Source organism: Micromonospora sp. A3M-1-15, from assembly GCF_024213425.1.
Taxonomy (GTDB): domain Bacteria; phylum Actinomycetota; class Actinomycetes; order Mycobacteriales; family Micromonosporaceae; genus Micromonospora; species Micromonospora chersina.
Map to the genome: position 1 here is coordinate 195,650 of NZ_JANAVK010000007.1, position 22,943 is coordinate 218,592.

The 22,943-nt window shown below is 72.8% G+C and carries 28 protein-coding genes and 1 tRNA gene; 12 read left to right on the plus strand and 17 right to left on the minus strand.

From position 1 onward, the window contains the following. From NLX85_RS29550 to NLX85_RS29560, 3 genes are all read right to left on the minus strand, one after another. Entirely contained in the window at positions 1-837 is an 837-nt protein-coding gene (locus tag NLX85_RS29550; RefSeq protein WP_254340637.1) for a DUF4097 family beta strand repeat-containing protein, read from the minus strand. Positions 838-900: 63 nt separating this feature from the next. Continuing rightward, entirely contained in the window at positions 901-1,641 is a 741-nt protein-coding gene (locus NLX85_RS29555) for an ABC transporter permease (RefSeq protein WP_254340638.1), read from the minus strand. Then, positions 1,641-2,585, minus strand: a complete 945-nt coding sequence (locus NLX85_RS29560) for an ATP-binding cassette domain-containing protein (RefSeq protein ID WP_254340639.1) — start codon at positions 2,583-2,585, stop codon at positions 1,641-1,643. The genes NLX85_RS29555 and NLX85_RS29560 overlap by 1 nt, the downstream gene beginning before the upstream one ends. 92 nt (positions 2,586-2,677) lie before the next feature. On the opposite strand from NLX85_RS29560, the gene NLX85_RS29565 reads away from it, so the two are divergent. Beyond that, on the plus strand, positions 2,678-3,211 hold the full coding sequence (locus tag NLX85_RS29565; protein WP_254340640.1) for an SMI1/KNR4 family protein: 534 nt from the start codon (positions 2,678-2,680) through the stop codon (positions 3,209-3,211). A 43-nt stretch (positions 3,212-3,254) separates the two neighbouring features. On the opposite strand, the gene NLX85_RS29570 is transcribed toward NLX85_RS29565, so the two are convergent. Beyond that, positions 3,255-3,740: a hypothetical protein gene (locus NLX85_RS29570; RefSeq protein WP_254340641.1), complete on the minus strand. Its 486-nt coding sequence runs from the start codon at positions 3,738-3,740 to the stop codon at positions 3,255-3,257. A 40-nt stretch (positions 3,741-3,780) separates the two neighbouring features. Beyond that, complete coding sequence (locus tag NLX85_RS29575) at positions 3,781-4,539, minus strand: hypothetical protein (RefSeq protein WP_254340642.1); 759 nt, start codon at positions 4,537-4,539, stop codon at positions 3,781-3,783. 136 nt (positions 4,540-4,675) lie between these two features. On the opposite strand from NLX85_RS29575, the gene NLX85_RS29580 reads away from it, so the two are divergent. Further along, on the plus strand, positions 4,676-4,888 hold the full coding sequence (locus NLX85_RS29580) for a hypothetical protein (RefSeq protein ID WP_254340643.1): 213 nt from the start codon (positions 4,676-4,678) through the stop codon (positions 4,886-4,888). Between the two features lie 81 nt (positions 4,889-4,969). Here NLX85_RS29580 and NLX85_RS29585 read toward each other — a convergent pair. Then, positions 4,970-5,041 (minus strand) — tRNA-Lys (locus tag NLX85_RS29585). 148 nt (positions 5,042-5,189) lie between these two features. Here NLX85_RS29585 and NLX85_RS29590 point away from each other — a divergent pair. Both NLX85_RS29590 and NLX85_RS29595 read left to right on the plus strand, forming a co-directional pair. Continuing rightward, positions 5,190-5,489 (plus strand): hypothetical protein, encoded by a 300-nt coding sequence (locus tag NLX85_RS29590; protein WP_254340645.1) that lies wholly within the window; start codon positions 5,190-5,192, stop codon positions 5,487-5,489. Positions 5,490-5,525: 36 nt separating this feature from the next. Further along, entirely contained in the window at positions 5,526-6,608 is a 1,083-nt protein-coding gene (locus NLX85_RS29595) for an NAD-dependent epimerase/dehydratase family protein (RefSeq protein ID WP_254340647.1), read from the plus strand. A 77-nt stretch (positions 6,609-6,685) separates the two neighbouring features. Here the strand turns inward: NLX85_RS29595 and NLX85_RS29600 are convergent, their stop codons facing one another. The 5 genes from NLX85_RS29600 to NLX85_RS29620 form a co-directional block, all read right to left on the minus strand. Further along, entirely contained in the window at positions 6,686-7,867 is a 1,182-nt protein-coding gene (locus tag NLX85_RS29600) for a hypothetical protein (RefSeq protein WP_374628640.1), read from the minus strand. A gap of 97 nt (positions 7,868-7,964) precedes the next feature. Further along, the gene (locus NLX85_RS29605) at positions 7,965-8,714 is read right to left on the minus strand and encodes a ZIP family metal transporter (protein ID WP_254340650.1); all 750 of its coding nucleotides are present in this window, start codon (positions 8,712-8,714) and stop codon (positions 7,965-7,967) included. Between the two features lie 39 nt (positions 8,715-8,753). Continuing rightward, complete coding sequence (gene eis, locus NLX85_RS29610) at positions 8,754-9,953, minus strand: enhanced intracellular survival protein Eis (RefSeq protein ID WP_254340657.1); 1,200 nt, start codon at positions 9,951-9,953, stop codon at positions 8,754-8,756. 51 nt (positions 9,954-10,004) lie between these two features. Next, a complete protein-coding gene (locus NLX85_RS29615) occupies positions 10,005-10,724 on the minus strand; it encodes a PP2C family serine/threonine-protein phosphatase (RefSeq protein ID WP_254340659.1) in 720 nt (239 codons plus the stop codon). A gap of 93 nt (positions 10,725-10,817) precedes the next feature. Further along, positions 10,818-11,381: a helix-turn-helix domain-containing protein gene (locus tag NLX85_RS29620; RefSeq protein WP_254340661.1), complete on the minus strand. Its 564-nt coding sequence runs from the start codon at positions 11,379-11,381 to the stop codon at positions 10,818-10,820. Positions 11,382-11,439: 58 nt separating this feature from the next. Here NLX85_RS29620 and NLX85_RS29625 point away from each other — a divergent pair, with 58 nt between their 5' ends. Then, positions 11,440-12,651, plus strand: a complete 1,212-nt coding sequence (locus NLX85_RS29625) for a benzoate/H(+) symporter BenE family transporter (protein ID WP_308210858.1) — start codon at positions 11,440-11,442, stop codon at positions 12,649-12,651. A 34-nt stretch (positions 12,652-12,685) separates the two neighbouring features. Here NLX85_RS29625 and NLX85_RS29630 read toward each other — a convergent pair whose 3' ends face one another. From NLX85_RS29630 to NLX85_RS29645, 4 genes are all read right to left on the minus strand, one after another. After that, complete coding sequence (locus NLX85_RS29630; RefSeq protein ID WP_254340666.1) at positions 12,686-13,051, minus strand: hypothetical protein; 366 nt, start codon at positions 13,049-13,051, stop codon at positions 12,686-12,688. 29 nt (positions 13,052-13,080) lie between these two features. After that, positions 13,081-13,329, minus strand: coding sequence for a hypothetical protein (locus NLX85_RS29635; protein ID WP_091315558.1), 249 nt, complete (start codon positions 13,327-13,329; stop codon positions 13,081-13,083). 77 nt (positions 13,330-13,406) lie between these two features. After that, positions 13,407-13,877 carry a large conductance mechanosensitive channel protein MscL gene (mscL, locus tag NLX85_RS29640; RefSeq protein ID WP_254340674.1) on the minus strand — a complete coding sequence of 157 codons (471 nt, stop codon included), beginning with the start codon at positions 13,875-13,877 and terminating at the stop codon, positions 13,407-13,409. A gap of 39 nt (positions 13,878-13,916) precedes the next feature. Further along, complete coding sequence (locus NLX85_RS29645) at positions 13,917-14,600, minus strand: FadR/GntR family transcriptional regulator (RefSeq protein WP_254340676.1); 684 nt, start codon at positions 14,598-14,600, stop codon at positions 13,917-13,919. Positions 14,601-14,649: 49 nt separating this feature from the next. Here NLX85_RS29645 and NLX85_RS29650 point away from each other — a divergent pair, with 49 nt between their 5' ends. Next, positions 14,650-15,942, plus strand: coding sequence for an MFS transporter (locus NLX85_RS29650; protein WP_374628598.1), 1,293 nt, complete (start codon positions 14,650-14,652; stop codon positions 15,940-15,942). A 10-nt stretch (positions 15,943-15,952) separates the two neighbouring features. Here NLX85_RS29650 and NLX85_RS29655 read toward each other — a convergent pair whose 3' ends face one another. Then, the gene (locus tag NLX85_RS29655; protein WP_091315546.1) at positions 15,953-16,309 is read right to left on the minus strand and encodes an STAS domain-containing protein; all 357 of its coding nucleotides are present in this window, start codon (positions 16,307-16,309) and stop codon (positions 15,953-15,955) included. Between the two features lie 161 nt (positions 16,310-16,470). Between NLX85_RS29655 and NLX85_RS29660 the strand changes: the two genes are divergently transcribed. From NLX85_RS29660 to NLX85_RS29685, 6 genes are read left to right on the plus strand one after another with little or no spacing between them, the layout of a single operon-like run. After that, positions 16,471-17,331, plus strand: coding sequence for an STAS domain-containing protein (locus tag NLX85_RS29660; RefSeq protein ID WP_254340678.1), 861 nt, complete (start codon positions 16,471-16,473; stop codon positions 17,329-17,331). After that, the gene (locus NLX85_RS29665; RefSeq protein WP_254340680.1) at positions 17,331-17,741 is read left to right on the plus strand and encodes an STAS domain-containing protein; all 411 of its coding nucleotides are present in this window, start codon (positions 17,331-17,333) and stop codon (positions 17,739-17,741) included. Before NLX85_RS29660 ends, NLX85_RS29665 begins: the two co-directional genes overlap by 1 nt. Beyond that, positions 17,738-18,157: an ATP-binding protein gene (locus tag NLX85_RS29670; protein WP_254340681.1), complete on the plus strand. Its 420-nt coding sequence runs from the start codon at positions 17,738-17,740 to the stop codon at positions 18,155-18,157. Before NLX85_RS29665 ends, NLX85_RS29670 begins: the two co-directional genes overlap by 4 nt. Continuing rightward, positions 18,154-19,167, plus strand: a complete 1,014-nt coding sequence (locus NLX85_RS29675) for a SpoIIE family protein phosphatase (RefSeq protein ID WP_254340916.1) — start codon at positions 18,154-18,156, stop codon at positions 19,165-19,167. Before NLX85_RS29670 ends, NLX85_RS29675 begins: the two co-directional genes overlap by 4 nt. Further along, entirely contained in the window at positions 19,164-20,528 is a 1,365-nt protein-coding gene (locus NLX85_RS29680) for a sensor histidine kinase (RefSeq protein WP_254340682.1), read from the plus strand. Before NLX85_RS29675 ends, NLX85_RS29680 begins: the two co-directional genes overlap by 4 nt. A gap of 2 nt (positions 20,529-20,530) precedes the next feature. After that, positions 20,531-22,069, plus strand: a complete 1,539-nt coding sequence (locus tag NLX85_RS29685; RefSeq protein ID WP_254340685.1) for a SpoIIE family protein phosphatase — start codon at positions 20,531-20,533, stop codon at positions 22,067-22,069. A gap of 9 nt (positions 22,070-22,078) precedes the next feature. Here the strand turns inward: NLX85_RS29685 and NLX85_RS29690 are convergent, their stop codons facing one another. Then, positions 22,079-22,915, minus strand: coding sequence for an AraC family transcriptional regulator (locus NLX85_RS29690; RefSeq protein WP_254340687.1), 837 nt, complete (start codon positions 22,913-22,915; stop codon positions 22,079-22,081). Positions 22,916-22,943: the final 28 nt, after the last annotated feature.

Below are 22,943 nucleotides of genomic sequence, written 5' to 3' on the forward strand. Positions count from 1 at the left end.
TCAGCCCGCGACGCGGTGGACGACGATGTCGCCGTGCCGGGTGCGGGCGTGCACGGAGACCGTGCCGTCCGACGGGTCGGGGTTTCCGCCCGTCGAGACGGTGTCCCGCACCGACGCGCGTTCGCTGACGACGTCGACGTGGGCGGCGGCACTCTCGCTGATGCCGACCTCGATGTTCCCCGAGCCGTTCATGAGCTTGGCCTGACCGTGGGCCATCCGGCCGATCCGGATGGCGCCGCTGGCCGTCGTGGCGGTGACGCTGCCGTCGGCGCGCTCGATGTCGAAGTCGCAGCTGGCGCTGCTCAGCTCCAGGTCGCTGAAGGCGCGGCCGATCCAGGTCCGCCCGCCCGAGTTGGACAGGGCGACCGCGCCCTCGACCTCGCCGATCCGCATCCCGAACGCCCCACCGTCGACGTCGGCGCGCCCGTCGACGTGGCCGATCGCCACCTCACCGGACGCGATGTTCGCCCGCAGCGCGTTGACGCGGTCGACCTGGACCCGGCCCGACGCCAGGTGCAGCTCGCACCCGCCGAACGAGCCGTCGGCGTGAACCTCCGAGTGGGCGAGGTAGGTGGCCAGGCTGGAGCCCGTGGGCAGCTCGATCGTGATGGCGACCGATCCGTCCTTGTCCCCGGAGACGGTCGTTTTGACCGACAGCCGACCGCCGGCGAATTCGACCTTGGTCTTCTCGGCCACCTTGACGTCCTTGCGGCTCGCCGCGTCGATCGGTTCGACGAGCACGACGGTGTCGGTCCGGTCGGTCGCGGTGATCCGCACCTGGGCGCCGGCGACCTCCACGGTGGCGGCGATGGGGGCTGGAGTGGTGAAAGTGGTCATGTCGACTTCTCCTCGTGTGCTTGTGGCGGGGTTCCGGTCGGTCAGGCTCGCTTGTTGAGGCCGTCAGGCTCGCTTCTTGAAGGTGGAGAGCGCCCACACGTATCCGACGAGGGCGATGCCGGCGCACCAGATGACGGCGGCGAGCGCGCTGCCGGTGGAAGGGTCGCCGGTCAGCAGGCCGCGCACGGTCTCGATGATCGGGGTGAAGGGCTGGTACTCGGCGAACTGCCGCACGCCGGGTCCCATCGTCTCGGCCGGCACGATCGCGCTGCTGAGGAACGGCAGCATGACCAGCGGTACGGAGACCAGACCCGCCGACTCGGGGGTCTTGGCGGCCAGCCCCAGCGCGACGGTGAACCAGGCGGTCGCGAAGGACACGAGAATGATGAGACCGATGGTGGCGAGCCATTCGAGTGGACTCGCCGCCGGCCGGAATCCCAGCGCGAAGGCCACTCCGATGAGGGCCGCGATGGCGATCAGGCTACGGAGCATGGTGGCCGCGACATGGGCGCTCAGTACGGCGCTGCGGGAAATGTCCATCACCTTGAACCGGTTGATGATCCCCCTGGTCATGTCGGAGTTCACGGCCAGCGCCGTGGCGCTCAACCCGTAACAGATCGTCAATACGATCAGGCCTGGTGTCGCGTAGTCGATGTACTTGCCGTCGATGTCGAAGGCGCCACCGAAGACGTAGACGAACATCAGCATGAGGACGATCGGGAACAGGACCGCGTTGAACACCGCGACCGGGTTGCGGAGGGTGTGCTTGAAGTTGCGACCGAGCATGGTCGTCGAGTGGCTCATTATGCGTTCACCTTCGTGCTGGTACGGCCGGTCAGGGCAAGGAAGACGTCGTCGAGGTCCGGCGTGTGCACCGAGAACTCCTCGACCTCGATGGAATGGGTGTCGAGTTGTGCCAGCAGGGCGCGCAGCGACCTCGCCCCACCGTCGCTGGGAACCCGCAGGATCAGGTCCTCCTCGTCGTCGCGCGTGGCGTCGGTGAGGACCCGCATCGCGGAGTCGAGTTCGAGGTCGCCGGCGAACCGGAGCCGGACGTGACTGCCGGGGATCTGCCGCTTGAGCTCGGCCGGAGTGCCCTGGGCGACCAGCTTGCCCTGGTCGAGCACCGCGATCCGGTCCGCGAGCCGGTCGGCCTCCTCCAGGTACTGCGTGGTCAGGAAGATGGTCACGCCCTCGGCCACCAGCTGGCGGATGATGTCCCACATCGTCCGGCGGCTGCGCGGGTCCAGGCCCGTCGTCGGCTCGTCCAGGAAGATGATCCTCGGCTTGCCGACCAGGGTCATCGCCAGATCCAGCTTCCGGCGCATACCCCCGGAATAGGTCGCCGCCATCTTCTGCGCCGACTCCGCCAGGTCGAACCGCTCCAGCAGGTCGTCGACCACCAGCTTGCTCTCGCCCGGGCGCAGACCCTTGAGCGCCGCCATCAGTTGCAGGTTCTCGCGGCCGGTCAGCAGGTCATCCACCGCGGCGAACTGGCCGGTGACCCCGATGGCCGCCCGTACGGCCTTCGTCTCGGTCGCCACGTCATGGCCGGCGACGCGGACCGTGCCGCCGTCGGCCTTCATCAAGGTGGTCAGCACGTTGACCGTCGTCGTCTTGCCCGCCCCGTTCGGGCCGAGCAGGGAGAAGACCGTGCCCGCGGCGACATCGAGGTCGATGCCGTCGAGAACGACCTTGTCCTTGTACGCCTTCCGCAGCCCCGAGGCCGCGATCGCTGAACTCGTCATGCGGACCACGATCGGCGGCCGCCCTGCCACCCCCCTGACACGCCGCTGACACGGCAGCTGACACGGCCGCCGCGTCGGTCCCTCTCGCTAGGGTGCTGCCCGTGGAAGACGATCGCCGTGCCCTGCCGCCCTCGCTGTCCGAAGCTCATGAGGTCGGCTTCGACTACCGGGACGGGGCCGGCGTCGACTTCGAGCCGTACCCCGATTTTCTCGACGCTGGTGAGACCGCCGAGTGGTGGCGGGCCTGGACGGGAAACGCCGAGCTCGACGGATCCGAGTTCCGCGTCTTCGGGCAGGACGGCACGGGTGGCCTCGCGGCGTTCTGGCTGGTGCGTCATGGTGAGCCGATCGAGCAGCAGCCGGTGGTGTTCCTCGGTTCCGAGGGTGAGACAGGTGTCGTGGCGCAGAACCTGTGGGCCTACCTGTGGCTCCTCGCCGACGGCTTCGGTCCCTGGGAGGCGACGGCATACCCCGACCACGAACACGAGCCCCGCACGGAAACCCGCCTCACCGAGATCGCCCAACGTTGGGCGCCGTCGCAGCGCAGGTCGGCGAGTGAGGTCATCACCGCGGCGCGGGAAGAGTTCCCCGGCTTCGAGGAGCTGATCGACTCGATGTGCCGGTAGCCGGCGCGACGGGCAGGCAGGTGGCTCCGCCGGCCGCTCGACGTCATCTCGCCGCCCTCACGAGCTCGTCCCGACAGGCGGTGACCGCCGCGATGACGTCGACCAGCGGGCGCTCGATTCTCGCGTTCCGCACCGGCCTGAAGTCGGGAAGGAAACGTCCTGCGGTCAGGGAATCGGAGGCGTCGAAGTCGTACTGGCCGAGCAAACTCCACCCCGCTTGCACGTCGACCAGGCCCTCGTGCGTCGGACTGACCCGCAGCCATCCGGTGCACTGGTCGGAGAAGTTGAAGGGAAGCATCGCCGGGCCACGGCCGACGGGCAGCCGCTCGAGTTCGGCGATCCACCGGTCGAGGGTGTGTGCCGGACCTGGGTGCCGGCTGCGCTCGCCGAGGTTCCCGAGGTCCGGTACAAGGATGCAGTCGAAGCGGCTGGTGCCGAGTTTCAGGATCAGTTCGCCACGGGCCTCGTCGGTCACCTCCACCCACAGGCCGACCTGCCATGGTGGGGTCACGTCGGATCCAATCGCCATGCGTCGACCTCCGGTTGAGCCAACGCCTGCCGACCCCGGCTCAGCAGTGGACTCCGGTCATTCCGGAGCTGTGAGTGAGGCTGTCGATGAAGGTCTGGTAGACCTCGTGCTCAGGGCCGGCGATCCACTTCGCTGTGGACTCCTCCGGCTGCCCAGCCAGGTAGTCGAGCAACTGGCGGTACGCCTGGTCCTTCGGGGCGCGTCTGTCCCAGAGCACGCAGGGACCCGGGACCCGGGTGGAGATCCGTCGGCCCTGCGCCGTCACGACGATCTTGTGCGACTCCTCGACGTCCAGCAGGCACAACGGTGCCGCGATGGACATGGCGAGCGTTGTGAAGGTCTCCCGGATGGAGGGAGACGACAGGAACAGTCGGCTCTGCACGCTGGTAGCCGGTGTGAAGCCGAACATCCAGTGCTCCGGCAGGAGGGCCGAACCGTCGTACACATCGAGGTAGATGTAGCCCATCGCGATTCGTGTCGATCCATCCGGCCAGGTGCGCGCGGGATCGAAGACGCTGTTGTGGATTTGATCGTTCCGGTATCCACGCAGCGGACCGTCCTGAGGAAAGCAGAGCGACAGGTCGAAGCTTGAGCGATCCCGGCCGGCGACCACGTCGGTCAGCGTCACCGTACGGCCGGTCTGGTAGCCGTAGGTACCTGGCAGCATCACCGACGTACCGCCGGGCAGGACCACAGTCGTCGCCCCTTGATCAGAGTCACACAGTGCCGCGACCGCGGTGAGGAGGTCAACGGCGTGGTGCTGGCGCACGTACACCTCGAAGCTGTAGTCGATGCCCACGTCGTCACCCCTCGACCTGCCAGCGGGCGCTCAGCGTAGCGGAGGATCACCCATGCCCCGTGGGCATCGACGGGGCAGGTCTAGGCGCTGCCTCTCCGGGGGCATCGAGGGCGCCGGCCGCCGCTACGGTGTCACCATGTCTCGATTCAGCATGGTGGCTCGCGTTGACGCCCGACATGAGGTCGCCGAGGCTGAAGCCTGGATCGCGAGGCACCAGGAGGAACTGACCTCGGTCTCGCAGGGCGGCTGCGGCTGCTGCGTAAGAACCTGGCTGATAGAGGGACCGCGAGAACTGGTCGACGAAGTCCCGGCAGCGATCAGCGCTTCGACCGACTGGGACCGCGACTGAACCACATGAGTATGCGTGAGTCAGTTCGCCGCGCCTACGATCACCAGCGACCCCGGTCGGGGCCGCTGACCTGCGGAGGAGTGGGCCGCCAGGGACTCGAACCCTGAACCTATGGATTAAAAGTCCACAGCTCTGCCATTGAGCTAGCGGCCCGTCCGCCCAGGCTACCGGAACCCACCAGGGCGGGGCTTCCGGCTTCCGCCACCTGTCGATCTTCAGACTCACCACCGGTTCGACCTGGCGTAGGCCAAGACCAAGACCACCGCGCATGACGGCACCCCGGCGGGGAACCGGGACACGTATGAGGGTCAGCACCACCGCCGCCGTGGCGGCGTCCAGCGAGGTGGCTGGGGACGACGGCGTACGCCGGCCCGGTGGCGAGGTGCACGCCTGGTTGCCGGGCCAGAACCAGACGGTCTGCGGGCTCCAGCTGAGCCGTACCCGGCTGCGCCGCTTCCCGCACGTGCCGTTCGACTATTCGGACACCGACGTGCTCACCGAGGCCGACCTGGAGGGCTACGTCTGCCCGCGCTGCCTGGCCGCCACCCAGGGCCGCCGGGAAGGGGAGAAGGGCTGGGTGCGGACGAACCCCCGTCCGTGAGCGGTTGCTGTCCGCTTCAGTGGGTACGGCACCGGTATGCGCATCGTGATCGTGGGGGCGACCGGCAACGTGGGAACGGCGCTGTTGCGCCGGCTTCGGCGGGAGTCGGGGGCGGAGCTGGTCGGGGTGGCCCGCCGGCTGCCCGGGCCGGACGCCGGTGAGCCGTACGACGGGGTGGAGTGGCACTCCTGCGACGTGGGGTCGGCGGACGCGGTCGAGAAGCTGGCGGCGGCCTTCGCGGGGGCGCGGGCCGTGGTGCACCTGGCCTGGCAGATCCAGCCGAGCCACGACCAGCGCACGCTGCACCGGACCAACGTCGGCGGCAGCCGCGCGGTGATCGAGGCCGTCGTCCGGGCCGGCGTGCCCGCCCTGGTGTACGCCTCGTCGGTCGGCACCTACGCGCCCGGCCCGAAGGACCGTCCGGTGAGCGAGAACTGGCCGGCGACCGGGGTGGAGACGTCGTCGTACAGCCGGGACAAGGCCGAGGTGGAGGCGCTGCTGGACGGGTTGCAGCGGGAGCGCCCGGAGCTGCGGGTGGTGCGGCTGCGCCCGGGGTTGACCTTCCAGCGGGATGCCGGCACGGAGATCCGGCGCTACTTCCTGGGCCCGCTGGCGCCGGTGCGGCTGCTGCGGTACGGCCGGATCCCGCTGGTGCCGACGAACCGGCGGCTGCGCATGCAGGCGGTGCACGCCGACGACGTGGCCGACGCGTACGCCCGGGCCGTGCTGGGTGAGGCGCGCGGCACCTTCAACGTCGCCGCGGACCCGGTGCTGACCCCGGAGCTGGTGGCCCGGCACTTCCACGGTTGGACGGTGCCGGTGGCCACCCCGGTGCTGCGCGCGGCGGCGGCGCTGACCTGGCGGGCCCGGCTGCAACCGGTCGACACCGGCTGGGTCGACCTGGCACTGAACGCCCCACTCATGTCGAGCGAGCGCGCCGAGAGGGAACTGGGTTGGACGCCGCAGGTCGACAGCGTGACGGCCCTGAAGGAACTGTTCGAAGGCATGTCCAGCCGCACCGGAACCACCTCCCCACCGATGTCACCGGACCGGATGCTCCCCGGCCGCCCCACCGCCCTCCTGAAGGCCCGCCTCCCCGGCCACCCCAACCCCTACTGACGTCCGGTGATCATGAAGTTATCGTCCCGACACGCCGACACGGGTGGCGATAACTTCATGATCACCGGGGCGGGACCTCAGGAGAGGCGGGAGGAGACGACCGTGGGTGGGTGGGCGCCCAGGAAGAAGATGCCGGGGTAGCCCTTTGTCTCGAAGCCCCTGCTCGGGTTGCGGCGGAGGGTCGAGGCCTCTACGCGAAGCGTGCCGGTGCGGTTGTTGCTGACGAAGAAGATGGCGCCGCCGCCCTCGTTGGCCGTGTTGTTCTCGATGATCGTGCCGGCGACGCGGACGGTGAACTCGTTGCCGTCGCAGTAGATCGCGCCGCCGCTGCCGCCGCCGGGGGTGCCGGACCGGGCCGGGTTCGCGCCACTGCCGACCGCCCGGTTGTCGCGGAAGACGCTGTTCAGCACGGTCCAGGAGACGCCGATGCTGCTGGTCGCCGCCCCGTTCGCGCAGACGCCGCCGGTGAAGCTGCTGTTCACCACGTAGACCGGCTTGTTCTCGTACTGGCTGAGCACCCGCAGCGCCGCGCCGCCCAGGTCCTGGCCGGTCCGGTCGCAGCGGTTGTCCACGAAGCGCGTGTTGACCACCTTGAGCCGGCCGCCGCGTACGAAGACCGCCCCGCCCCCACCGCCCTCGGTGCGGTCGCCGGTGGAGTTGCCGGCGGCGAAGGTCAGGTTCTGCACGGTGAGCTGCGGGTGGTCCTGGTTCTGGCAGTGCGAGGTGGTCCAGCCCTGGGCCTGGTCGCAGGTGTTCTGGTAGAGGATCCGGCGCTGGCCGTCGCCGCTCAGGGTGACCTTGCCGCCGCCGTCCAGCACGATCCGCGGGCCGTGTGAGTTGACCACCTTCGCGGTCGCCTTCATCCGGATGGTCACCGGGGCCGGGCCGCAGTCGAACGTGATGATCCCGCCGGCGGCCACGGCCTTCACCACGGCCTCGGAGGTGCAGCTCGCCGGGGTGCCGGTGCCGACCGTACGGGTCGGGCGCGAGGTGTCGACCGCCCGCGCCTCGGCCGGCACGGCGGCGTGCCCGTCCGGGTTGCCGGCCCGGAACGCCACGGTCGACGGGGCGGCGCTGGGCCTGGCGCTGCCGAGACCGGCGCGGGCGCTCGGGTCGCCGGTCGGGGGCGGCGGCGTCGGGGCTGCGGCGGTGCCGGTGGCGGCGACCGGCGCGCGCGAGCCGGCCGGCTGGTCACCTCCACAGGCGGGCAGGGTCGCGGTGGCGACACCGAGGACGAGGAGGACGACAGCGGACTTCACGCGCACCGGACGATGCTAGGAGCGCGGGCCGTCCCGGCACGACTCGGCGCGCAATCCTTAACCCGGGGCTAAGCCGCCCGCCGGCCGCCGAGCCCGGTCAGGCGTGGGACAGCGCGAACGCGACCAGGAAGCCGAGCACGGTGATCAGGCCGACCAGCAGGTGGGCGTCCTCGAACGCCTCCGGGACCATGGTGTCGGTGATCATCGCGAGGATCGCGCCGGCCGCGAGCGCCGTGATGGTGGCCAGCACCTCGGGCGGGGCGCCGCCGAGCAGCGTGTAGCCGGCCAGCGCCGCCGCGCCGGAGACCAGGGCGATGGCCGTCCAGAGCAGGAAGACGTAGCGCCGGGTGCGGCCCGCCTGGCGCATGCCGGCCGCGCTGGACAGCCCCTCCGGCACGTTGCTGAGGAAGACCGCGATCACCGTGACCAGGCTGACCGGGCCGCCGGCCAGCAGGCTCGCGCCGATCACCACCGACTCCGGTACGCCGTCCAGCAGCGCGCCGACGGCGATGGCGCTGCCCGAGCCGGGCTGTTCCTGCTCGGAGGGCTGCTCGTCGCCGGAGCGCTTGCGGTGCCGCGCCCCGCGACGGGCGAGCAGGATGTTCGCCCCGGTGTACGCGAGCGCGCCGACCGTCGCACCGATCACCACCGGCCTCAGCCCGCCCTGCTCGTGGGCCTCGGCGATCAGCTCGAACGAGACCGCGGAGAGCAGCACCCCCGCGCCGAACGCCATGACCGAGGCGATCACGCGGCGCGGCACCCGTGCGAAGAACCCGACGAGCGCCCCGATCAGCAGGGCCGACCCGGCCAGCAGACCCCAGAATCCCGCTTGCAACCACTCCGGCACGCGCAGGACCCTACCCCCGGGCCGAAAACGGAAAACGGTTCAGAAGTCGGCGAACAGGTAGGGCAGTTCCCGGGGGAAGATCCGGCGCAGCTCGGCGGCCGCGTCCACCGGCACCTCACCGAGCCCGCGCACGGTCACCTCGGCGGGGTCGAGCACCCCGTACGCCAGGGCGGAGAGACCGGCGGCGGTGAGCCGCGCGGCCGGCACGCTGCCCGCGGCGGCGGCGTCCCCGGGCAGCACCTCCAGGGTGCCGGTGGCGCCGTCGAGCAGGTGGGTGCCGGCCAGCCAGCGGTCGCCGACCAGCTCGACGAGGACCCGGCCGGTGCCGACCGGCTGGTCGGCGAGCGCGTCCAGGCTGAGCAGCCGGGCCATGGGGGCGGGCGAGCCGGGCCGGGACACCCGTGCCTCGACGTGCACGGCGAGGTCGGTGAGCCACAGCTCGGGCAGTTCGTCGGCGGGCAGTTCGACGCTGATCCGCTCCACCTGGTCGACGTGGCGGGCGAAGAACTGGAGCAGCGACGCCCGGGCGTACGGGTCGCCGGCCAGCAGGTCGTCGGCGATCAGCGCGCCGCCGTGGTCGTCGATCCGGTAGGTGACCGCGCCGACCGTCTCGCCGTCCCGGACGGCGGTGAGCAGCCAGCGGTCGTCCCGGTCGCGCAGCCCGACCGCCCGGAAGTCCGGGAAGACCGCGAACCCGTGCCGCTCGCGCAGGCAGCGCTCCGTGTACGCCCGCCAGCGGTCGTAGCCGGCGCCGACCCGCTCCCAGATCACCTCGCCGGGCAGTTCGGCGCGGAGCAGCGGGGCCAGGTCCGCCGGGGCGAAGACCGCGGTACGCCGGCGGGGCAGCCCGACGTAGCCGAAGCGCTCGTAGAACGAGGCGCGGAACGGGTAGAGCGCGGTCAGCTGGTGCCCCTCGTCCCGCATCTCGTCGAGGAGCCGGTGCAGCAGCGTCCGCACGTGCCCGCGCCGGCGGGCCAGCGGGTGGGTGGCCACCCCGGCGACGCCGGCCATGGGCAGCACGGCGCCGCGCAGGTTCTGCCGCATGGGGACCGCCGACACGGCGGCCGTGGTGATCCCGTCCTCCTCGACCACCAGCGTCCGGTTGCCCGCGTTGTACGGCAGGTACTCGCGGAACTCCTCGGTCCGCGACGCCGCCATCGGCGATGTCTCGAAGGCGTACGCCTGGAGCGGGAAGCTGGTGGTCAGGCGTTCCTCGGCGGCCAACCGGCGAATTTGCATCCGTTCATCCCAACCCGAGCCACCGGGTGGCGCAACCGGAATCGGGCGCGCTCAGGCCTCGGTGACGTCGGAGACCACCACTGTGACGTTGTCCGGCGCGCCGGCCTGGTGGGCGAGCTTCACCAGCTGTTCGCCGCACTGCTGCCGGTCGCCGTAGGTGGCCAGCGCCGAGGCGATAGCGGTGTCCTCCACGTAGTCGGAGAGGCCGTCGCTGCACAGCAGCAGGCGGTCGCCGGCGAACACGGTGAGCACACCGACGGCCGGCGGCGCGTCCGAGCCCTGCACCGCCCGGGTGACCAGCGAGCGCTGCGGGTGGTGGCGGGCCTGGTCGGGGGAGAGCGCGCCCTGGTCGACAAGCGCCTGCACGAAGGTGTCGTCCCGCGTGAGCTGGCTCAGCTCGTTGTCCCGCAGGAGGTAGCAGCGGGAGTCGCCGACCTGGGCGAGGACCAGGGTGTCGCCGGCGAGCAGGCCAGCGGTGAGCGTGGTGCCCATGCCGTCGCGCGCCGGGTCGACCGTGATGGCGGCGCGGATCCGCTGGTTCGCGGTGCTCACCACGGCGCGCAGCGCGTCGGCGGCCTCGTCCGGCACGGTCGGCGGGGTCAGCTCGTCCAGGATGCGGATGACGATCTCGCTGGCCACCTCGCCGGCGGGGAGGCCACCCATGCCGTCGGCCACCGCCACCAGGCGGTCGCCGGCGAGGGCGGAGTCCTCGTTGTTGGTCCGGACGAGGCCGACGTCGTTGAGGATGGCCGAGCGGAGGATGAGCGTCATGGGGACAAGCTTGCCAAGAACACCCGCCCCGCGTCTCTACGCACTGCTGGGTCTGCTGAAAGAAATGTCGCCGGCTTGCACACGGGGTATGTATCAAGCATCCACTGTGGTCACTCGGGGATAGCGCAGGAGCAGGCTCGCCCGGACCACCTCGTCGCCGACCGCGGCGTAGCTGTGCGGCACGTCGGAGGCCCAGCGCAGGTATTCGCCCGGGCCGGCGGTCAGCGGGGCGTCCACCGGGCCGGCGCGGAGCACGCCGGAGAAGACGGTGACGTGTTCGGTGACGCCGGCCTGGTGCGCCGGGGAGAGCTGCGCCGGGCCGGGGCTGACCCGCATCCGGTACAGCTCGTAGGTGGCGTCGGTGTCGCTGAAGAGCTCCAGCAGCGTGGCACCCACCGCGGCGCCGCGTACGGTCGGCGTCTCGGCCGGCCCGGAGAGCACGGCGGTGAGCGGCACGCCGAGCTGGGCGGTGATCGCGTACAGGGTCTCCAGGGTGGGGTTGCGGGTGCCGTTCTCCAACCCGGAGAGGGTGGCCTTCCCGACGCCGGCCAGGCGGGCGAGCGTGGACAGGGACATCTCCCGCTCCTCGCGGAGGGCGCGGATGCGCCGGCCGACGGCTTCCGCGGTCCGGTCACCGGCTGGTGGGGCAGCTGCCATGGGGCTATCGTGCTACATCGGCCCGTTCCGTAAACGGAACGGCGGTGAGGGGGAGAGCATGGTCGGTCGAATGCAACCCGTGCTGGCCGGCGTGGTGACCGCCCTGGTGGGCTTCGCCAGCTCGTTCACGGTGGTGCTGGCCGGGCTCCGCGCGGTCGGCGCGGACCAGGCGCAGGCCGCCTCCGGGCTGCTCGCCCTCTGCGTCGCCAGCGGCTGCTGCGCGGTCTGGCTCGGCCTGCGGCACCGGCTGCCGCTCGCCATCGCCTGGTCCACCCCGGGCGCCGCGCTGCTGGTCGCCACCGGGCCGGTGCCCGGCGGCTGGCCCGCGGCGGTCGGCGCGTTCCTGCTCACCGGCCTGCTGATCGTCGCGGCCGGGCTCGTTCCCGCGCTCGGCCGGGCGGTCGCCGCGATCCCCGCGCCGATCGCCAGCGCCATGCTCGCCGGGGTGCTGCTGCCGCTGTGCACCGCGCCCGTACGGGCCCTGGTCGAGGTGCCCCGACTGGCCGGGCCGGTGCTGCTCGCCTGGCTGCTGCTGCACCGGTTCGCCCGCCGCTGGGCGGTGCCCGGCGCGCTCGCCGTGGCGGTGGTGGCGATCGCCCTGACCGCGCACGGGCCGGCCCGGATCGACGCCGCCCCGACCGTGGCGCTGACCGCCCCGGCCTGGACGCTGCCCGCGATCGTCGGGCTGGCGCTGCCGCTGTTCCTGGTCACCATGGCCGCGCAGAACGTACCGGGCACGGCCGTGCTGGCCGGCTACGGCTACCGCGCCCCGCTGGGCTCCGCGCTGCGGGTGACCGGGCTCGCCACCGCGCTCGGCGCGCCGGCCGGTGGGCACGCCGTGAACCTGGCCGCGATCACCGCCGCGCTGGCCGCCGGACCGGACGCCCACCCCGACCCGGAGCGGCGCTGGATCGCCTCGGTCACCGCCGGGATCGGCCTGGCGCTGCTCGGCCTGGGGGCCGGCGCGGCGACCGCCATGGTGCTGCTCTCCCCGCCGGTCCTCGTCGAGGCGGTGGCCGGGCTCGCGCTGCTCGGCGCGCTGGCCGGCGCGGTCGCGGCGGCGGTCGCCGAGCCGGACGCCCGGGAGGCCGCGGTCGTCACCCTCGTGGTCACCGCCTCCGGGGTGAGCCTGCTCGGCGTCGGCGGCGCGTTCTGGGGGCTGGTCGCCGGCTGGCTCATGCTGCTGCTGTTCCGCCGCCGTCGCGCCACCACGCCACCGCCGGTGGCCGAGCGGGAGCCGGAACCGGCCGCCCCGGCCCGGGCGGGCTGATCACCGTCCACCTGTCGCCCACCGTGGGGGGAGGTCACTCCTCCGGCGGGAGGTCGGCGGCGGGGACGGTGAGGCGTACGCCGTCGTCGGTCACCGCGGCGATCCGGTCGGCCAGTACGTAGACCGCGCCGGTGCGGGCCAGCTCGGTGGAGACCTTGAGGTAGCCCTCGCGCAGCAGCCGGGCGGCCAGGTCGGCGGGGACGTCCGGCTCCTCGGCGGCCGCCGACCCGATCAGCTCGTCCAGGCTGCTGCCCGGGTCCACCGGTGCGGGGGCCTGCACGGTCACGGCGGCCGGGTCGCCGCGCTGGACGAGATCCACGGTGCCCACCTCGACGCCGGTGGAGTCGACCACCCGCATGCCGGTGGTGACCCGGGAGACGCTGTCCTGCTGCTGGCTCATACAGGCGCGGTTCCCGAGGCGCGCGGGCGCTAAACGGGCGGGGCCCAGCCGCTCGGCGGGCGGGGGGACAGCTCGCGCCAGGTGTCCGGCCCCTCCAGCAGCGCCCGGACCGTCTCCTCGGCCTCCTCGACGCTGGCGTACTCGTAGAACTGGGAGACCCCCTCGGCGCCGCCGGCGCGCTGCTCGACGTGCCAGCGGTCGCCGTCGACCCGGAGGAAGACGTCCCGCCGGGCCAGTCGCCCCCATTTCCCGTTCCACCAGTGCCTGCGCTGCTCCATGTCCGGACTCTATCGAACATGTGTTCGACACACGTCGGCCCCCGCGGGATTCCCACGGGGGCCGATCGGCTATGGCGTCAGCGCGCGGCCGGGGGCTCCTGCCGACGGCCGAGCACGTCGTCCAGCGCGCCGCGCTGGCCGGGCGTGGCGTGGTTGCCGGCGAGCAGCGCGTCCCGGATCTCGGTGAGCAGCTTGATCTCCTCGCTGGGGGCCTTCGGCGGCGGCTCCTCGCCGCGCCGGCGCCGCTCGGCGAGGCGGTTCATCGGGTAGACGACCAGGAAGTAGAGCGCCGCCGCGGTGAGCAGGAAGGTGATCGCGGCGTTGACGAAGGCCACCCAGTCGAACGGGATCTCCCGGAAGGTCGGCGTCGAGCCGGTGAGGCCGTTCTTGCTGCCGGTGATCAGCGCGATGAACACCCGGACCAGCGGTTCCAGGAACGACTTGGTGAGCTGGGTGACCACGCCGGTGAAGGCGGCGCCGATGACGACACCGACCGCCAGGTCGACGACGTTGCCGCGCATGATGAAGTCTTTGAAGCCCTTGAGCATCCGCTCTCCCGTGCTGTCCGAATCTCCGTCCGGGACAACCTATGCCCCGGAGGGTGGTTCGAGAAAAGCGCCGGCCTCGATCGCCGCCCGCGCCGGGTCGCCGTCCCGGATCGCCTCGACCAGCCGGCCGTGGTCCACGTACCGCTCGGGCTCCAGGGCCTCGCCCATGGCCTGGGCGACGGTGCTGCGCAGCGCGGCGCCGACCGAGGCGTAGAGCTCGGCCAGCATGGCGTTGTGCGCGGCGGCCACCACGGCGGTGTGCAGCGCGGCGTCCGCCTCGACGAACTCATCGACCCGGCCGGAGCGCCAGGCGGCCTCCCGGGTGGCGAGCGCGCCGTCGAGCGCCGCCAGGTCCTCGGGGGTACGCCGCAGCGCGGCGAGCCGGGCCGCCTCCACCTCGAAGGCGCGCCGGACCTCGACCACCTCGGCCATCCGGTCGTCGGTGAGCCGGCGGGCCACCACGGGGGCCAGCTCGTCGGTCGACACTACGTAGGTGCCGGAGCCCTGCCGGCACTCCAGCACCCCGGCGTGCACCAGCGCGCGCACCGCCTCGCGGACCGTGTTCCGCCCCACGCCCAGCGCGGCGACGAGCTGCGGCTCGGTGGGGATCTTCGCGCCCACCGGCCACTCGCCGCCGAGGATCCGGGCCCGGAGCTGCTCGATGGTCTGGCGCACCCGGTGGCCGCGCGGCGGCACGGCGACGGAATCGACGGCGGGTGTCACCGGTTACACCTCCTGCCGAAATTCATCCCATGATTGTAGGTTCGAGGTCATGACCCCGCCACCCACGTCCACCGCGGCTCCCGTCACCGACGTGCCGACCACCGACGTGACCCCCGGGCCGGCCCCGGCCGCCGCCCCCGCGCCCCCGGCCGCCCCGGCCCGCGGCGGCCTGCTGGTCCTGGTCGGCATGCTGCTGGTCGCGGTCAACCTGCGCGCCGCGGTGACCAGCCTGGGTGCCCTGCTCGACGAGATCCGCGACGGGCTGGGCCTCTCCGGCACGATGGCCGGCCTGGTCACCACGCTCCCCACCATCGCCTTCGCCGGACTCGGCGCGCTCACCCCGTGGCTGGTCCGCCGCTGGGCCGCCGCCCGGGTGCTGGTGGTCGCCATGCTGGCGCTGACCGTCGGGCAGGTGCTCCGCGTGGTCACCGACTCGGCGGCGGTCTTCGTGCTCACCAGCGCGCTCGCGCTGGCCGGCATCGCGGTTGCGAACATCCTGCTGCCGATGCTTGTCAAGCAGCACTTCCCGCACCGCACCGGGCTGGTCACCGGGGCGTACACGATGGCGCTGACGGTGGGCACGACGGTGGCCGCCGCCTCGGCGGTGCCGGTGGCCCACGCCTTCGGCTCCTGGCGGGCCGGGCTCGGCGTCTGGGCCGGGCTGGCCGCGCTGGCCGTGCTCCCGTGGGTGCCGCTGGCGCTGCGCGCCCGGGCCGCGCGACGCACGCCGGCCCCGGCGGCGGCCCCCGCCGCGGCGGCGCGGGTACGCCCGGCGCGGACCCGGCTCGGCTGGGCCATGGCGGTCTACTTCGGGGCGCAGTCGCTCAGCGGGTACGCGATCATGGGCTGGCTCGCCCAGCTCTTCCGCGACGCCGGCTACGCGCCGGAGGCGGCCGGCCTGCTGCTCGCCGGGGTGACCGCGCTCGGCGTGCCGGTGGCGCTCATGATGCCCACCCTGGCCGGCCGGCTGCCCACGCTGCGCCCGCTGGTGCTGTCGCTGACCGCGTTCTCCACGGCCGCGTACGTGGGCCTGGCGCTCGCGCCGCACGGCCTCGCGCCGCTCTGGGTGCTGCTGCTGGCCCTCGGCCAGGGCGCGTTCCCGCTGATCCTGACCACCATCGGGCTCCGCGCCCGGACCGCCGAGGGAACCGTGGCGCTGTCCGCCTTCGCGCAGAGCACCGGCTACGTGATCGCCGCGCTCGGCCCGCTGCTGGTCGGCATCCTCTACGAGGCGACCGGGGGCTGGACCGCGCCCCTCGGCTTCCTGCTGGTGGCGCTCACCGTGCAGACGACCGCGGGCATGGTGATCGCCCGTCCCCGGCACATCGAGGACGAGCGCTGAGGGGAAACGGTCAGGAGGAGGCCGGTGTGGGGTCGCCCGCCACGGCCTGCTCCACCGTCGGGTAGGTGTGCAGCACCTCGACCAGGCCACTGACCTCGAGAATGCGGAGCACGCCACGCTGGGGGGCGGCCAACCGGACCACGCCGCCGGCCTCGTCGCAGCTGTTCTTGGCGCGTACGAACACCGACAGCCCGGTGGAGTCGCAGAACGACACCTCGGCCAGGTCGAACACGAGGCGGTTGCGCCCCTTGTCCAGCAGGTCCGTGATCTGGTCCTGGAGCTGCGGTGCCGTCGCCATGTCCAGCTCGCCCGCGACCGACACGACGACCACGTCGCCGCGCTGTTCCGTGTGCACCGTCAGGGACATTCGTCGACCTCCTGTGTTCGGTGGAACGGTATCCCACGAAGCTGGCAACGTGCAGAACGGGAGCGGAGAAGGGTGCCGTCGATCATTCCTTTGCTCTGCGGCAACTAGCGCCGCAAGCTCCGGTGATAGAGTCCGCCCGTCCAGAGTTCAGGGAGGTCACCATGGCGTTGAGCGCCGAACAGAGTAGTCGGCTCGCCCGCCTGCTGACCGAGCACGCCGACCGGCTGACCACGCGCTGGACGGAGATCGTGGCCAGCTCGCTGCGCGGCCGACTCAGCCAGGCGGAACTGTCCCGCCAGGCGGGGGAGCTGCACCGCAGCATGGTCGATGCCGCCGGGCAGGGTCTCACCGACCTGGCCGGCCAGCACGGCGGCGAGCTGCGGGCCGTGCTGGCCGAGCTCTCCACCAGCCGGGCGCGGCAGGGCTTCAGCGCGACCGAGACCGCGATCAGCGTGTTCGCGTTCAAGGACGCGCTGCTGGAGCTGATGGAGGAGGGCCAGGACACGGGCACCCTCCGCGACTTCGTCGCCTTCTCCGCCCTGATCGACCAGATGGGGCTGTTCACCTTCGAGAGCTTCGTGCGCACCCGCGAGGGCCTCATCGCCGACCAGGCGGAGCAGCTGCTGGAGCTCTCCACGCCGGTGGTCAAGCTCTGGGAGGGCGTGGTCGCCGTCCCGCTGGTCGGCACCCTCGACTCGGCCCGCGCCCAGGTGGTGATGGAGCGGCTGCTCCAGACCCTGGTCGACACCGGCTCGCCGTACGCCATCATCGACATCACCGGCGTGCCGGCCGTGGACACCCAGGTCGCCCAGCACATTCTCAAGACCGTGGTGGCCGCCCGGCTGATGGGTGCCGACTGCATCATCTCCGGCATCCGGCCGCAGATCGCCCAGACGATCGTCGCCCTCGGCATCGAGTTCGGCGACATCGCCACCAAGGCGAGCCTGGCCGACGCCCTGCGCCACGTGCTGCGCCTGACCGGCGTCGAGACGACCTCCCGCCGCGCACGCCGGGAGTCCTGATGGAGCGGGTGCCGATCCTCAAGATCGGCGACATCCTGCTGGTCTCCATCCAGGTCGACATGTCCGACCAGACGGCGGTCCAGCTCCAGGAGGACCTCGCGGAGCGGATCGTCGCCACCGGCTGCCACGGTGTGATCATCGACATCACGGCGCTGGACATCGTCGACTCCTTCGTCGGCCGGATGCTCTCCACCATCGCGTCCATCTCCAAGGTGCTGGACGCCGAGACGGTGGTGGTCGGGATGCGTCCCGCCGTCGCCATCACGCTGGTCGAGCTGGGGCTGTCGCTCAACGGCATCCGCACCGCGCTGAACGTCGAGCGCGGCATGGAGCTGATCGCGGCGAGCCGGGCCGACGAGTGGGACGAGGCGAACGTCGACGAGGACGCCGAGACGACGGCAACGCCATGACCGCCGGCGTCGACCTGGGGGTGCCGGCGACCCAGGCGATCCGCAGCGACGAGGACGTGGTCCGGGTTCGGCAGCTGGTGCGTACCACCGCCGTCGCGGTCAAGCTCTCGCTGGTCGACCAGACCAAGCTGGTCACCGCCGCCAGCGAGCTGGCCCGCAACACGCTGATCTACGGCGGCGGGGGCACCGCCGAGGTGACCACCGTCGAGGACGGCCGCCGGCGCGGGGTCCGCATCGTCTTCGCCGACAAGGGGCCGGGCATCCCCGACCTCGACCAGGCCCTCACCGACGGCTTCACCACCGGCGGCGGGCTGGGCCTGGGGCTCAGCGGCGCCCGCCGGCTGGTCGACGAGTTCGACATCTGGACCGCAGTGGGTGAGGGCACCCGGATCACCGTCACCAAGTGGTCCCGATGAACGCCGACGTGGTCGCCGACCACGGTCTCTGGTTCCGGGTGGACAACGGCGCCACGGCGAGCGGCGTGCGGCGGGCCGCCGAGCGGCTCGGCCGGCAGCTGGAACTCGGCGAGCCGCGCGTCGCCGACCTGGCCATCGTGACCGCCGAGATCACCAGCAACCTGGTCAAGCACGCCCAGGAGGGCGCCCTGTTGATCCGCCCGATCCGCCGGGCCGGGCGGGCCGGGGTGGAGGTGGTGGCGATCGACGCCGGCCCCGGCATGGCGGACCTCGCCCTCTCCTCGGCGGACGGGCACTCCACCACCGGCACCCTCGGCATCGGCCTCGGCGCGATCGCCCGGCAGGCGAGCCGGTTCGACAGCTACTCCCTGCCCGGCCGGGGCACGGTGCTGGCCGTCCAGGTGTGGAACGGTCCGCCCCCCGGGCCGGACTGGGCCGGCGCGCTGGTCCGGCCGATGACCGGCGAGCAGGTCAGCGGCGACGGGTACGCGGTGCGGCTGGCCGACGGCCGGCGACAGGTGCTGGTCTGCGACGGCCTCGGACACGGCCCGCTGGCCGCCGCCGCCACCGGGGCCGCGCTGGCCGCGTTCCGGGCCGCGCCGGCCGGGCCGCCGGGCACCGTCGTGCAGCACCTGCACCGGGCCATCTCGCACACCCGCGGCGCCGCGCTGGCGGTGGCCGAACCGGACCCCGTGTCGGGCTTGCTCCGCTACGCCGGGCTGGGCAACATCGCAGCCATGATCGTGGGCGCGGGCGAGCGGCGGCGGGGTCTGGTCTCGCTGCCCGGCATCGCCGGACACCAGCGCCCCTCGGTGCGGGAGTACGACTACCCGTTCCCGTCCGGGGCGACCCTGGTGATGCACAGCGACGGTGTGGTGGACCGGTGGAACCTTTCCGACTACCCCGGCCTGACCGGCCGTGCGCCGCTGCTGGCCGCCGCCACCCTGCTCCGCGACGCCGGGACCCGCCGCGACGACGCCTGCGTCCTGGTCGCCCGGGCCGAGTCATGACCCGCCCCGCCGGACCGGACCCGCTGCTGCAGATGGCGCTCCGGGTGGAGCAGGACATCTTCCTGGTCCGGCAGCGCGGCCGGGAGGTGGCCGCGGCGGTCGGGCTGGAGCACCAGGACCAGGTACGCCTGGCCACCGCCCTCAGCGAGGTGGCCCGGGACCTGCTGGGGATCGTCGGCGGCGCCGACGTCACCTTCGTGCTGGACCGGGACGTGCTCACCGGCCAGGCGGTGCTCCGGGTCGACCTGGCCCCGGCCCGTCCGCTGCCCGACGGTCGCTACCAGCCGCAGTCCAGCGCGGTGGCGCGTCTGGTCGACATGCTGGGCGTGGTGACCGACGGGAACGATACGGTCGTGAGGATGTCCCGACGAGTACCGGCCCAGGCGCAGCCGCTCACGCCGGAGCGCCTCGCCCAGCTCCGGACCGAGCTGGCCAGCAGCGCTCCGGGCACCGCCCTGGACGAGCTGGCCACCCAGAACGCGCAGCTCATCTCCGCACTCGACGAGGTGCGCAGCCAGCGCGACGAGCTGGAGGTGCTGAACTCCGAGCTCCAGGAGACCAACCGCGGCGTGATGGCGCTCTACAACCAGCTCACCGAGGAGCTGGAGGAGACCAACCGCGGCGTGGTGGCGCTCTACGCCGAGCTGGACGAGAAGTCCGCCCAGCTCCGTGCGGCCAGCGAGTCGAAGAGCCGGTTCCTGGCCAACGTGAGCCACGAGCTGCGCGCCCCGGTCACCGCGATCATCGGGCTGTCCCGCCTGCTCGCCGACTCGGCGTCCGACCCGCTCACCGCCGAGCAGGCCCGGCAGGTGGGGCTGATCCGGTCGTCCGCGGCCGATCTGCTCGGCTTGGTCAACGAGCTGCTCGACCTGGCCAAGGCCGAGTCGGGCCGGATCGAGCCGAACTGGGCCGAGGTGGACCTGCGCGGGCTCTTCGGTCAGCTCCGCGGCACGCTGCGGGCGCTGGCCACCCGGCCGGCGGTCGAGCTGGTGGTGGAGGAGCCGCCGGCCCCGGCGACGGTCCGCTCGGACGAGGTGCTGCTCGCCCAGGTGCTGCGCAACCTGCTGCACAACGGCCTCAAGTTCACCGAGCGCGGCGAGGTGCGGCTGCGGGCCGAGCGCCGGGGCGACGTGTGGTCGCTGTCGGTCACTGACACAGGCGCGGGCATCCCGCCGGAGCTGCACGAGCGGATCTTCGAGGAGTTCTACCAGGTGCCCGGCACGACCCGGGTCGGCGGCACCGGCCTCGGCCTGCCGTACGCGCGCCGGCTGGTCACGCTGCTCGGCGGGACGCTGGAGCTGACCAGCGAACCCGGTCGGGGCAGCACCTTCACCGTGGTCCTTCCCGTGGGCGGAGCCTGACGGTGGAGGGCGGGGCGGCGACCGTGCTGGTGGTCGACGACAGCAGTCCGAAGCGGTACCTGCTGGTGAGCTGGCTGACCCGGGCCGGCTTCTCGACCATCGAGGCGGAGAACGGCGCCGAGGCGCTGGACCGGGTGCGCAAGGACCCGGTCGACCTGGTGGTGCTCGACGTCCGGCTGCCGGACATGAGCGGCTTCGAGGTCTGCGAGCTGATCAAGGAAGCCCGCCCGTCGACCCCGGTCATCCACGTCTCCGCGCACGCCGTGGACGTGGTGGACCGGGCACAGGGGCTGACCCGGGGCGCGGACGCGTACCTGGCCGAGCCGATCGAGCCGGAGGAACTGGTCGCCACCGCGCACGCGGTGCTCCGCTACTACCAGGCCCGGCAGCGGGCCGAACAGCTCGCCGAGCGGCTGGCCGCGCTCGCCGACGCCACCGTGCAGATGCACGCGGCGCCCAACTTCGTCCGGCTGCTGGAGGCGGCGGCGGCCGGCGCGGCGCGGATCTTCAAGAGCCCGGCGGCCGTGGTCGCGGAGACGTTCGACGGGGACTGCCTGGCCGGGGTGGCCGCCGGGCCGGAGGCGGCGCCGGTGATCGTGCCGTGGACGGTGGACGACACCGGGCTGCCGATCGGCACCCGGGTCCGGATCGACGAACCCGGCGCGTGGGACCTGACCGCCTGGCCCGCCGACGACACGGTCACGGTGGCCGCCGCCCGGCTCCGGGAGGACCGGGCCCCGCTCTACGTGGTGGTGCCGACCACCACCCAGACCGTGCGGACACCGGTGCTGGTGCAGCTCGCCCAGGCCGTCGCCTCGGCGGTCGAGGCCCAGCGCTCCTTCGACCAGGAGCACCGCATCGCGGTGACCCTCCAGCGCAGCCTGCTGCCCCGCCGGCTGCCCGAGATCGCCGGCCTCGACCTGGCCGTCCGCTACGAGCCGGCGAGCGCCCAGACCGAGGTGGGCGGGGACTTCTACGAACTGGTGATGCTCGACGGTCATCTGCTGGTGGCGATCGGTGACGTGGCCGGGCACTCCCTGCACGCCGCCACCGTGATGGCCGAGCTGCGGCACGCGGTGCGGGCGTACGCGGTCGAGGGGCATCCGCCGGGGGTGATCCTGGACCGGGTCAACGAGCTGATGCGCACCCTGCTGCCGACCGAGCTGGCCACCATCTGCCTGCTGCTCCTCGACCCGGGCAGCGGGCTGATCCGGCTGGCCAGCGCCGGGCACCTGCCGGCCCTGATCAGCAACGACGGGCGGATCGAGTTCGTGCAGCAGTCCGCCCCGCTGCTCGGTGTGCGCGCGCCCCGCCCGCCGGACCTGGAGTTCGTGCTGCCGGCCGGCGCCACGCTGGTCCTCTACACCGACGGGCTGATCGAGCGGCGGGACGCCACCATCGACGAGGGCATGGCGGCGCTTGGCACCGTCGCCACCCGGGTCGACGACGACCTCGACCGGTTCTGCCAGCGGCTGCTGGTCGAGCTGGCACCGCCGGAGATCCACGACGACGTCGCGGTGGTCGCCGTCCGCCGTCGGTGAGCCCCCGGGTCACCCGCCGTGGGGGGTCGCCAGCGAGCGGGCGTACGCGGCCGGCGACACTCCGGCCACCGCCGTGAACTCGCGGACCAGGTGGGCCTGGTCGGCGTACCCCAGGTCGGCGGCGACCCGGGCCCAGTCCAGCGGCCCGGCGGCGGCCTGCTCGATCGCCTCCTGGAGCCGGTAGCGGCGGATCACCCACTTCGGACCGACGCCGACGTGGTCCAGGAAGAGCCGCTGGAGCCGCCGGGTGGAGACCCCGTGCCGCCGGGCGAGGTCGTCGACGCGCAGGACGGTCCGGTCGGCCCGGATCTCCTCGACCAGGTCGACGGCCTCGGCGGTGAGCGGGTCCGGCACCGGCTCCCAGGCGGTGAGCAGCTCGTCCAGCCGGCGGCACCGCTGCTCGTCGGTGCCCGGGCAGACCGGCCCGGCCGCGAACGGTCCGGTGGGGGCGACGCCGGCCCGCGGTGGCCCGGCGGGCAGCGGGAGGCGCCGGCCGGTCAGTTCGGCCACCGGGCGGCCCCAGAACGGGCGGAAGCCACCGGGGCGGAACTGCACCCCGGTGACCCGGCCGGTGCCGTGGAGGGACACCGTGAACAGGCCGGTGTCCACCCCGGCGATCTCGCCGTGCTCGGCCTCGCCGTCGTGGGCCTGGAACACCACGTTGACCGCCGGGTGCGGAACGATGCGCTGGTCGAACGGGTCGGTCAGCGCCCAGTCGATCAGCCAGTAGTGCTCGACCCAGTGGCGCAGGGCCGGGGCGGGCAGCAGGCGCCGGAAGTGGACCCGCCGCAGCAGCCGGCCGGGGTCGAGGATCCCCCTGCTGTCCCGCCGCGGTTCGTGTCGCATTTCTTCAAGACCGCCCTCATACGCTGGT

Coding starts and splice junctions, on each gene's coding strand:
- NLX85_RS29550 (WP_254340637.1), bottom strand. CDS start 837: ATGACCACTTTCACCACTCCAGCCCCCATCGCCGCCACCGTGGAGGTC.
- NLX85_RS29555 (WP_254340638.1), bottom strand. CDS start 1,641: ATGAGCCACTCGACGACCATGCTCGGTCGCAACTTCAAGCACACCCTC.
- NLX85_RS29560 (WP_254340639.1), bottom strand. CDS start 2,585: ATGACGAGTTCAGCGATCGCGGCCTCGGGGCTGCGGAAGGCGTACAAG.
- NLX85_RS29570 (WP_254340641.1), bottom strand. CDS start 3,740: ATGGCGATTGGATCCGACGTGACCCCACCATGGCAGGTCGGCCTGTGG.
- NLX85_RS29580 (WP_254340643.1), top strand. CDS start 4,676: ATGTCTCGATTCAGCATGGTGGCTCGCGTTGACGCCCGACATGAGGTC.
- NLX85_RS29590 (WP_254340645.1), top strand. CDS start 5,190: ATGAGGGTCAGCACCACCGCCGCCGTGGCGGCGTCCAGCGAGGTGGCT.
- NLX85_RS29595 (WP_254340647.1), top strand. CDS start 5,526: ATGCGCATCGTGATCGTGGGGGCGACCGGCAACGTGGGAACGGCGCTG.
- eis (WP_254340657.1), bottom strand. CDS start 9,953: ATGCAAATTCGCCGGTTGGCCGCCGAGGAACGCCTGACCACCAGCTTC.
- NLX85_RS29615 (WP_254340659.1), bottom strand. CDS start 10,724: ATGACGCTCATCCTCCGCTCGGCCATCCTCAACGACGTCGGCCTCGTC.
- NLX85_RS29620 (WP_254340661.1), bottom strand. CDS start 11,381: ATGGCAGCTGCCCCACCAGCCGGTGACCGGACCGCGGAAGCCGTCGGC.
- NLX85_RS29625 (WP_308210858.1), top strand. CDS start 11,440: ATGGTCGGTCGAATGCAACCCGTGCTGGCCGGCGTGGTGACCGCCCTG.
- NLX85_RS29630 (WP_254340666.1), bottom strand. CDS start 13,051: ATGAGCCAGCAGCAGGACAGCGTCTCCCGGGTCACCACCGGCATGCGG.
- NLX85_RS29635 (WP_091315558.1), bottom strand. CDS start 13,329: ATGGAGCAGCGCAGGCACTGGTGGAACGGGAAATGGGGGCGACTGGCC.
- mscL (WP_254340674.1), bottom strand. CDS start 13,877: ATGCTCAAGGGCTTCAAAGACTTCATCATGCGCGGCAACGTCGTCGAC.
- NLX85_RS29650 (WP_374628598.1), top strand. CDS start 14,650: ATGACCCCGCCACCCACGTCCACCGCGGCTCCCGTCACCGACGTGCCG.
- NLX85_RS29655 (WP_091315546.1), bottom strand. CDS start 16,309: ATGTCCCTGACGGTGCACACGGAACAGCGCGGCGACGTGGTCGTCGTG.
- NLX85_RS29660 (WP_254340678.1), top strand. CDS start 16,471: ATGGCGTTGAGCGCCGAACAGAGTAGTCGGCTCGCCCGCCTGCTGACC.
- NLX85_RS29665 (WP_254340680.1), top strand. CDS start 17,331: ATGGAGCGGGTGCCGATCCTCAAGATCGGCGACATCCTGCTGGTCTCC.
- NLX85_RS29670 (WP_254340681.1), top strand. CDS start 17,738: ATGACCGCCGGCGTCGACCTGGGGGTGCCGGCGACCCAGGCGATCCGC.
- NLX85_RS29675 (WP_254340916.1), top strand. CDS start 18,154: ATGAACGCCGACGTGGTCGCCGACCACGGTCTCTGGTTCCGGGTGGAC.
- NLX85_RS29680 (WP_254340682.1), top strand. CDS start 19,164: ATGACCCGCCCCGCCGGACCGGACCCGCTGCTGCAGATGGCGCTCCGG.
- NLX85_RS29690 (WP_254340687.1), bottom strand. CDS start 22,915: ATGCGACACGAACCGCGGCGGGACAGCAGGGGGATCCTCGACCCCGGC.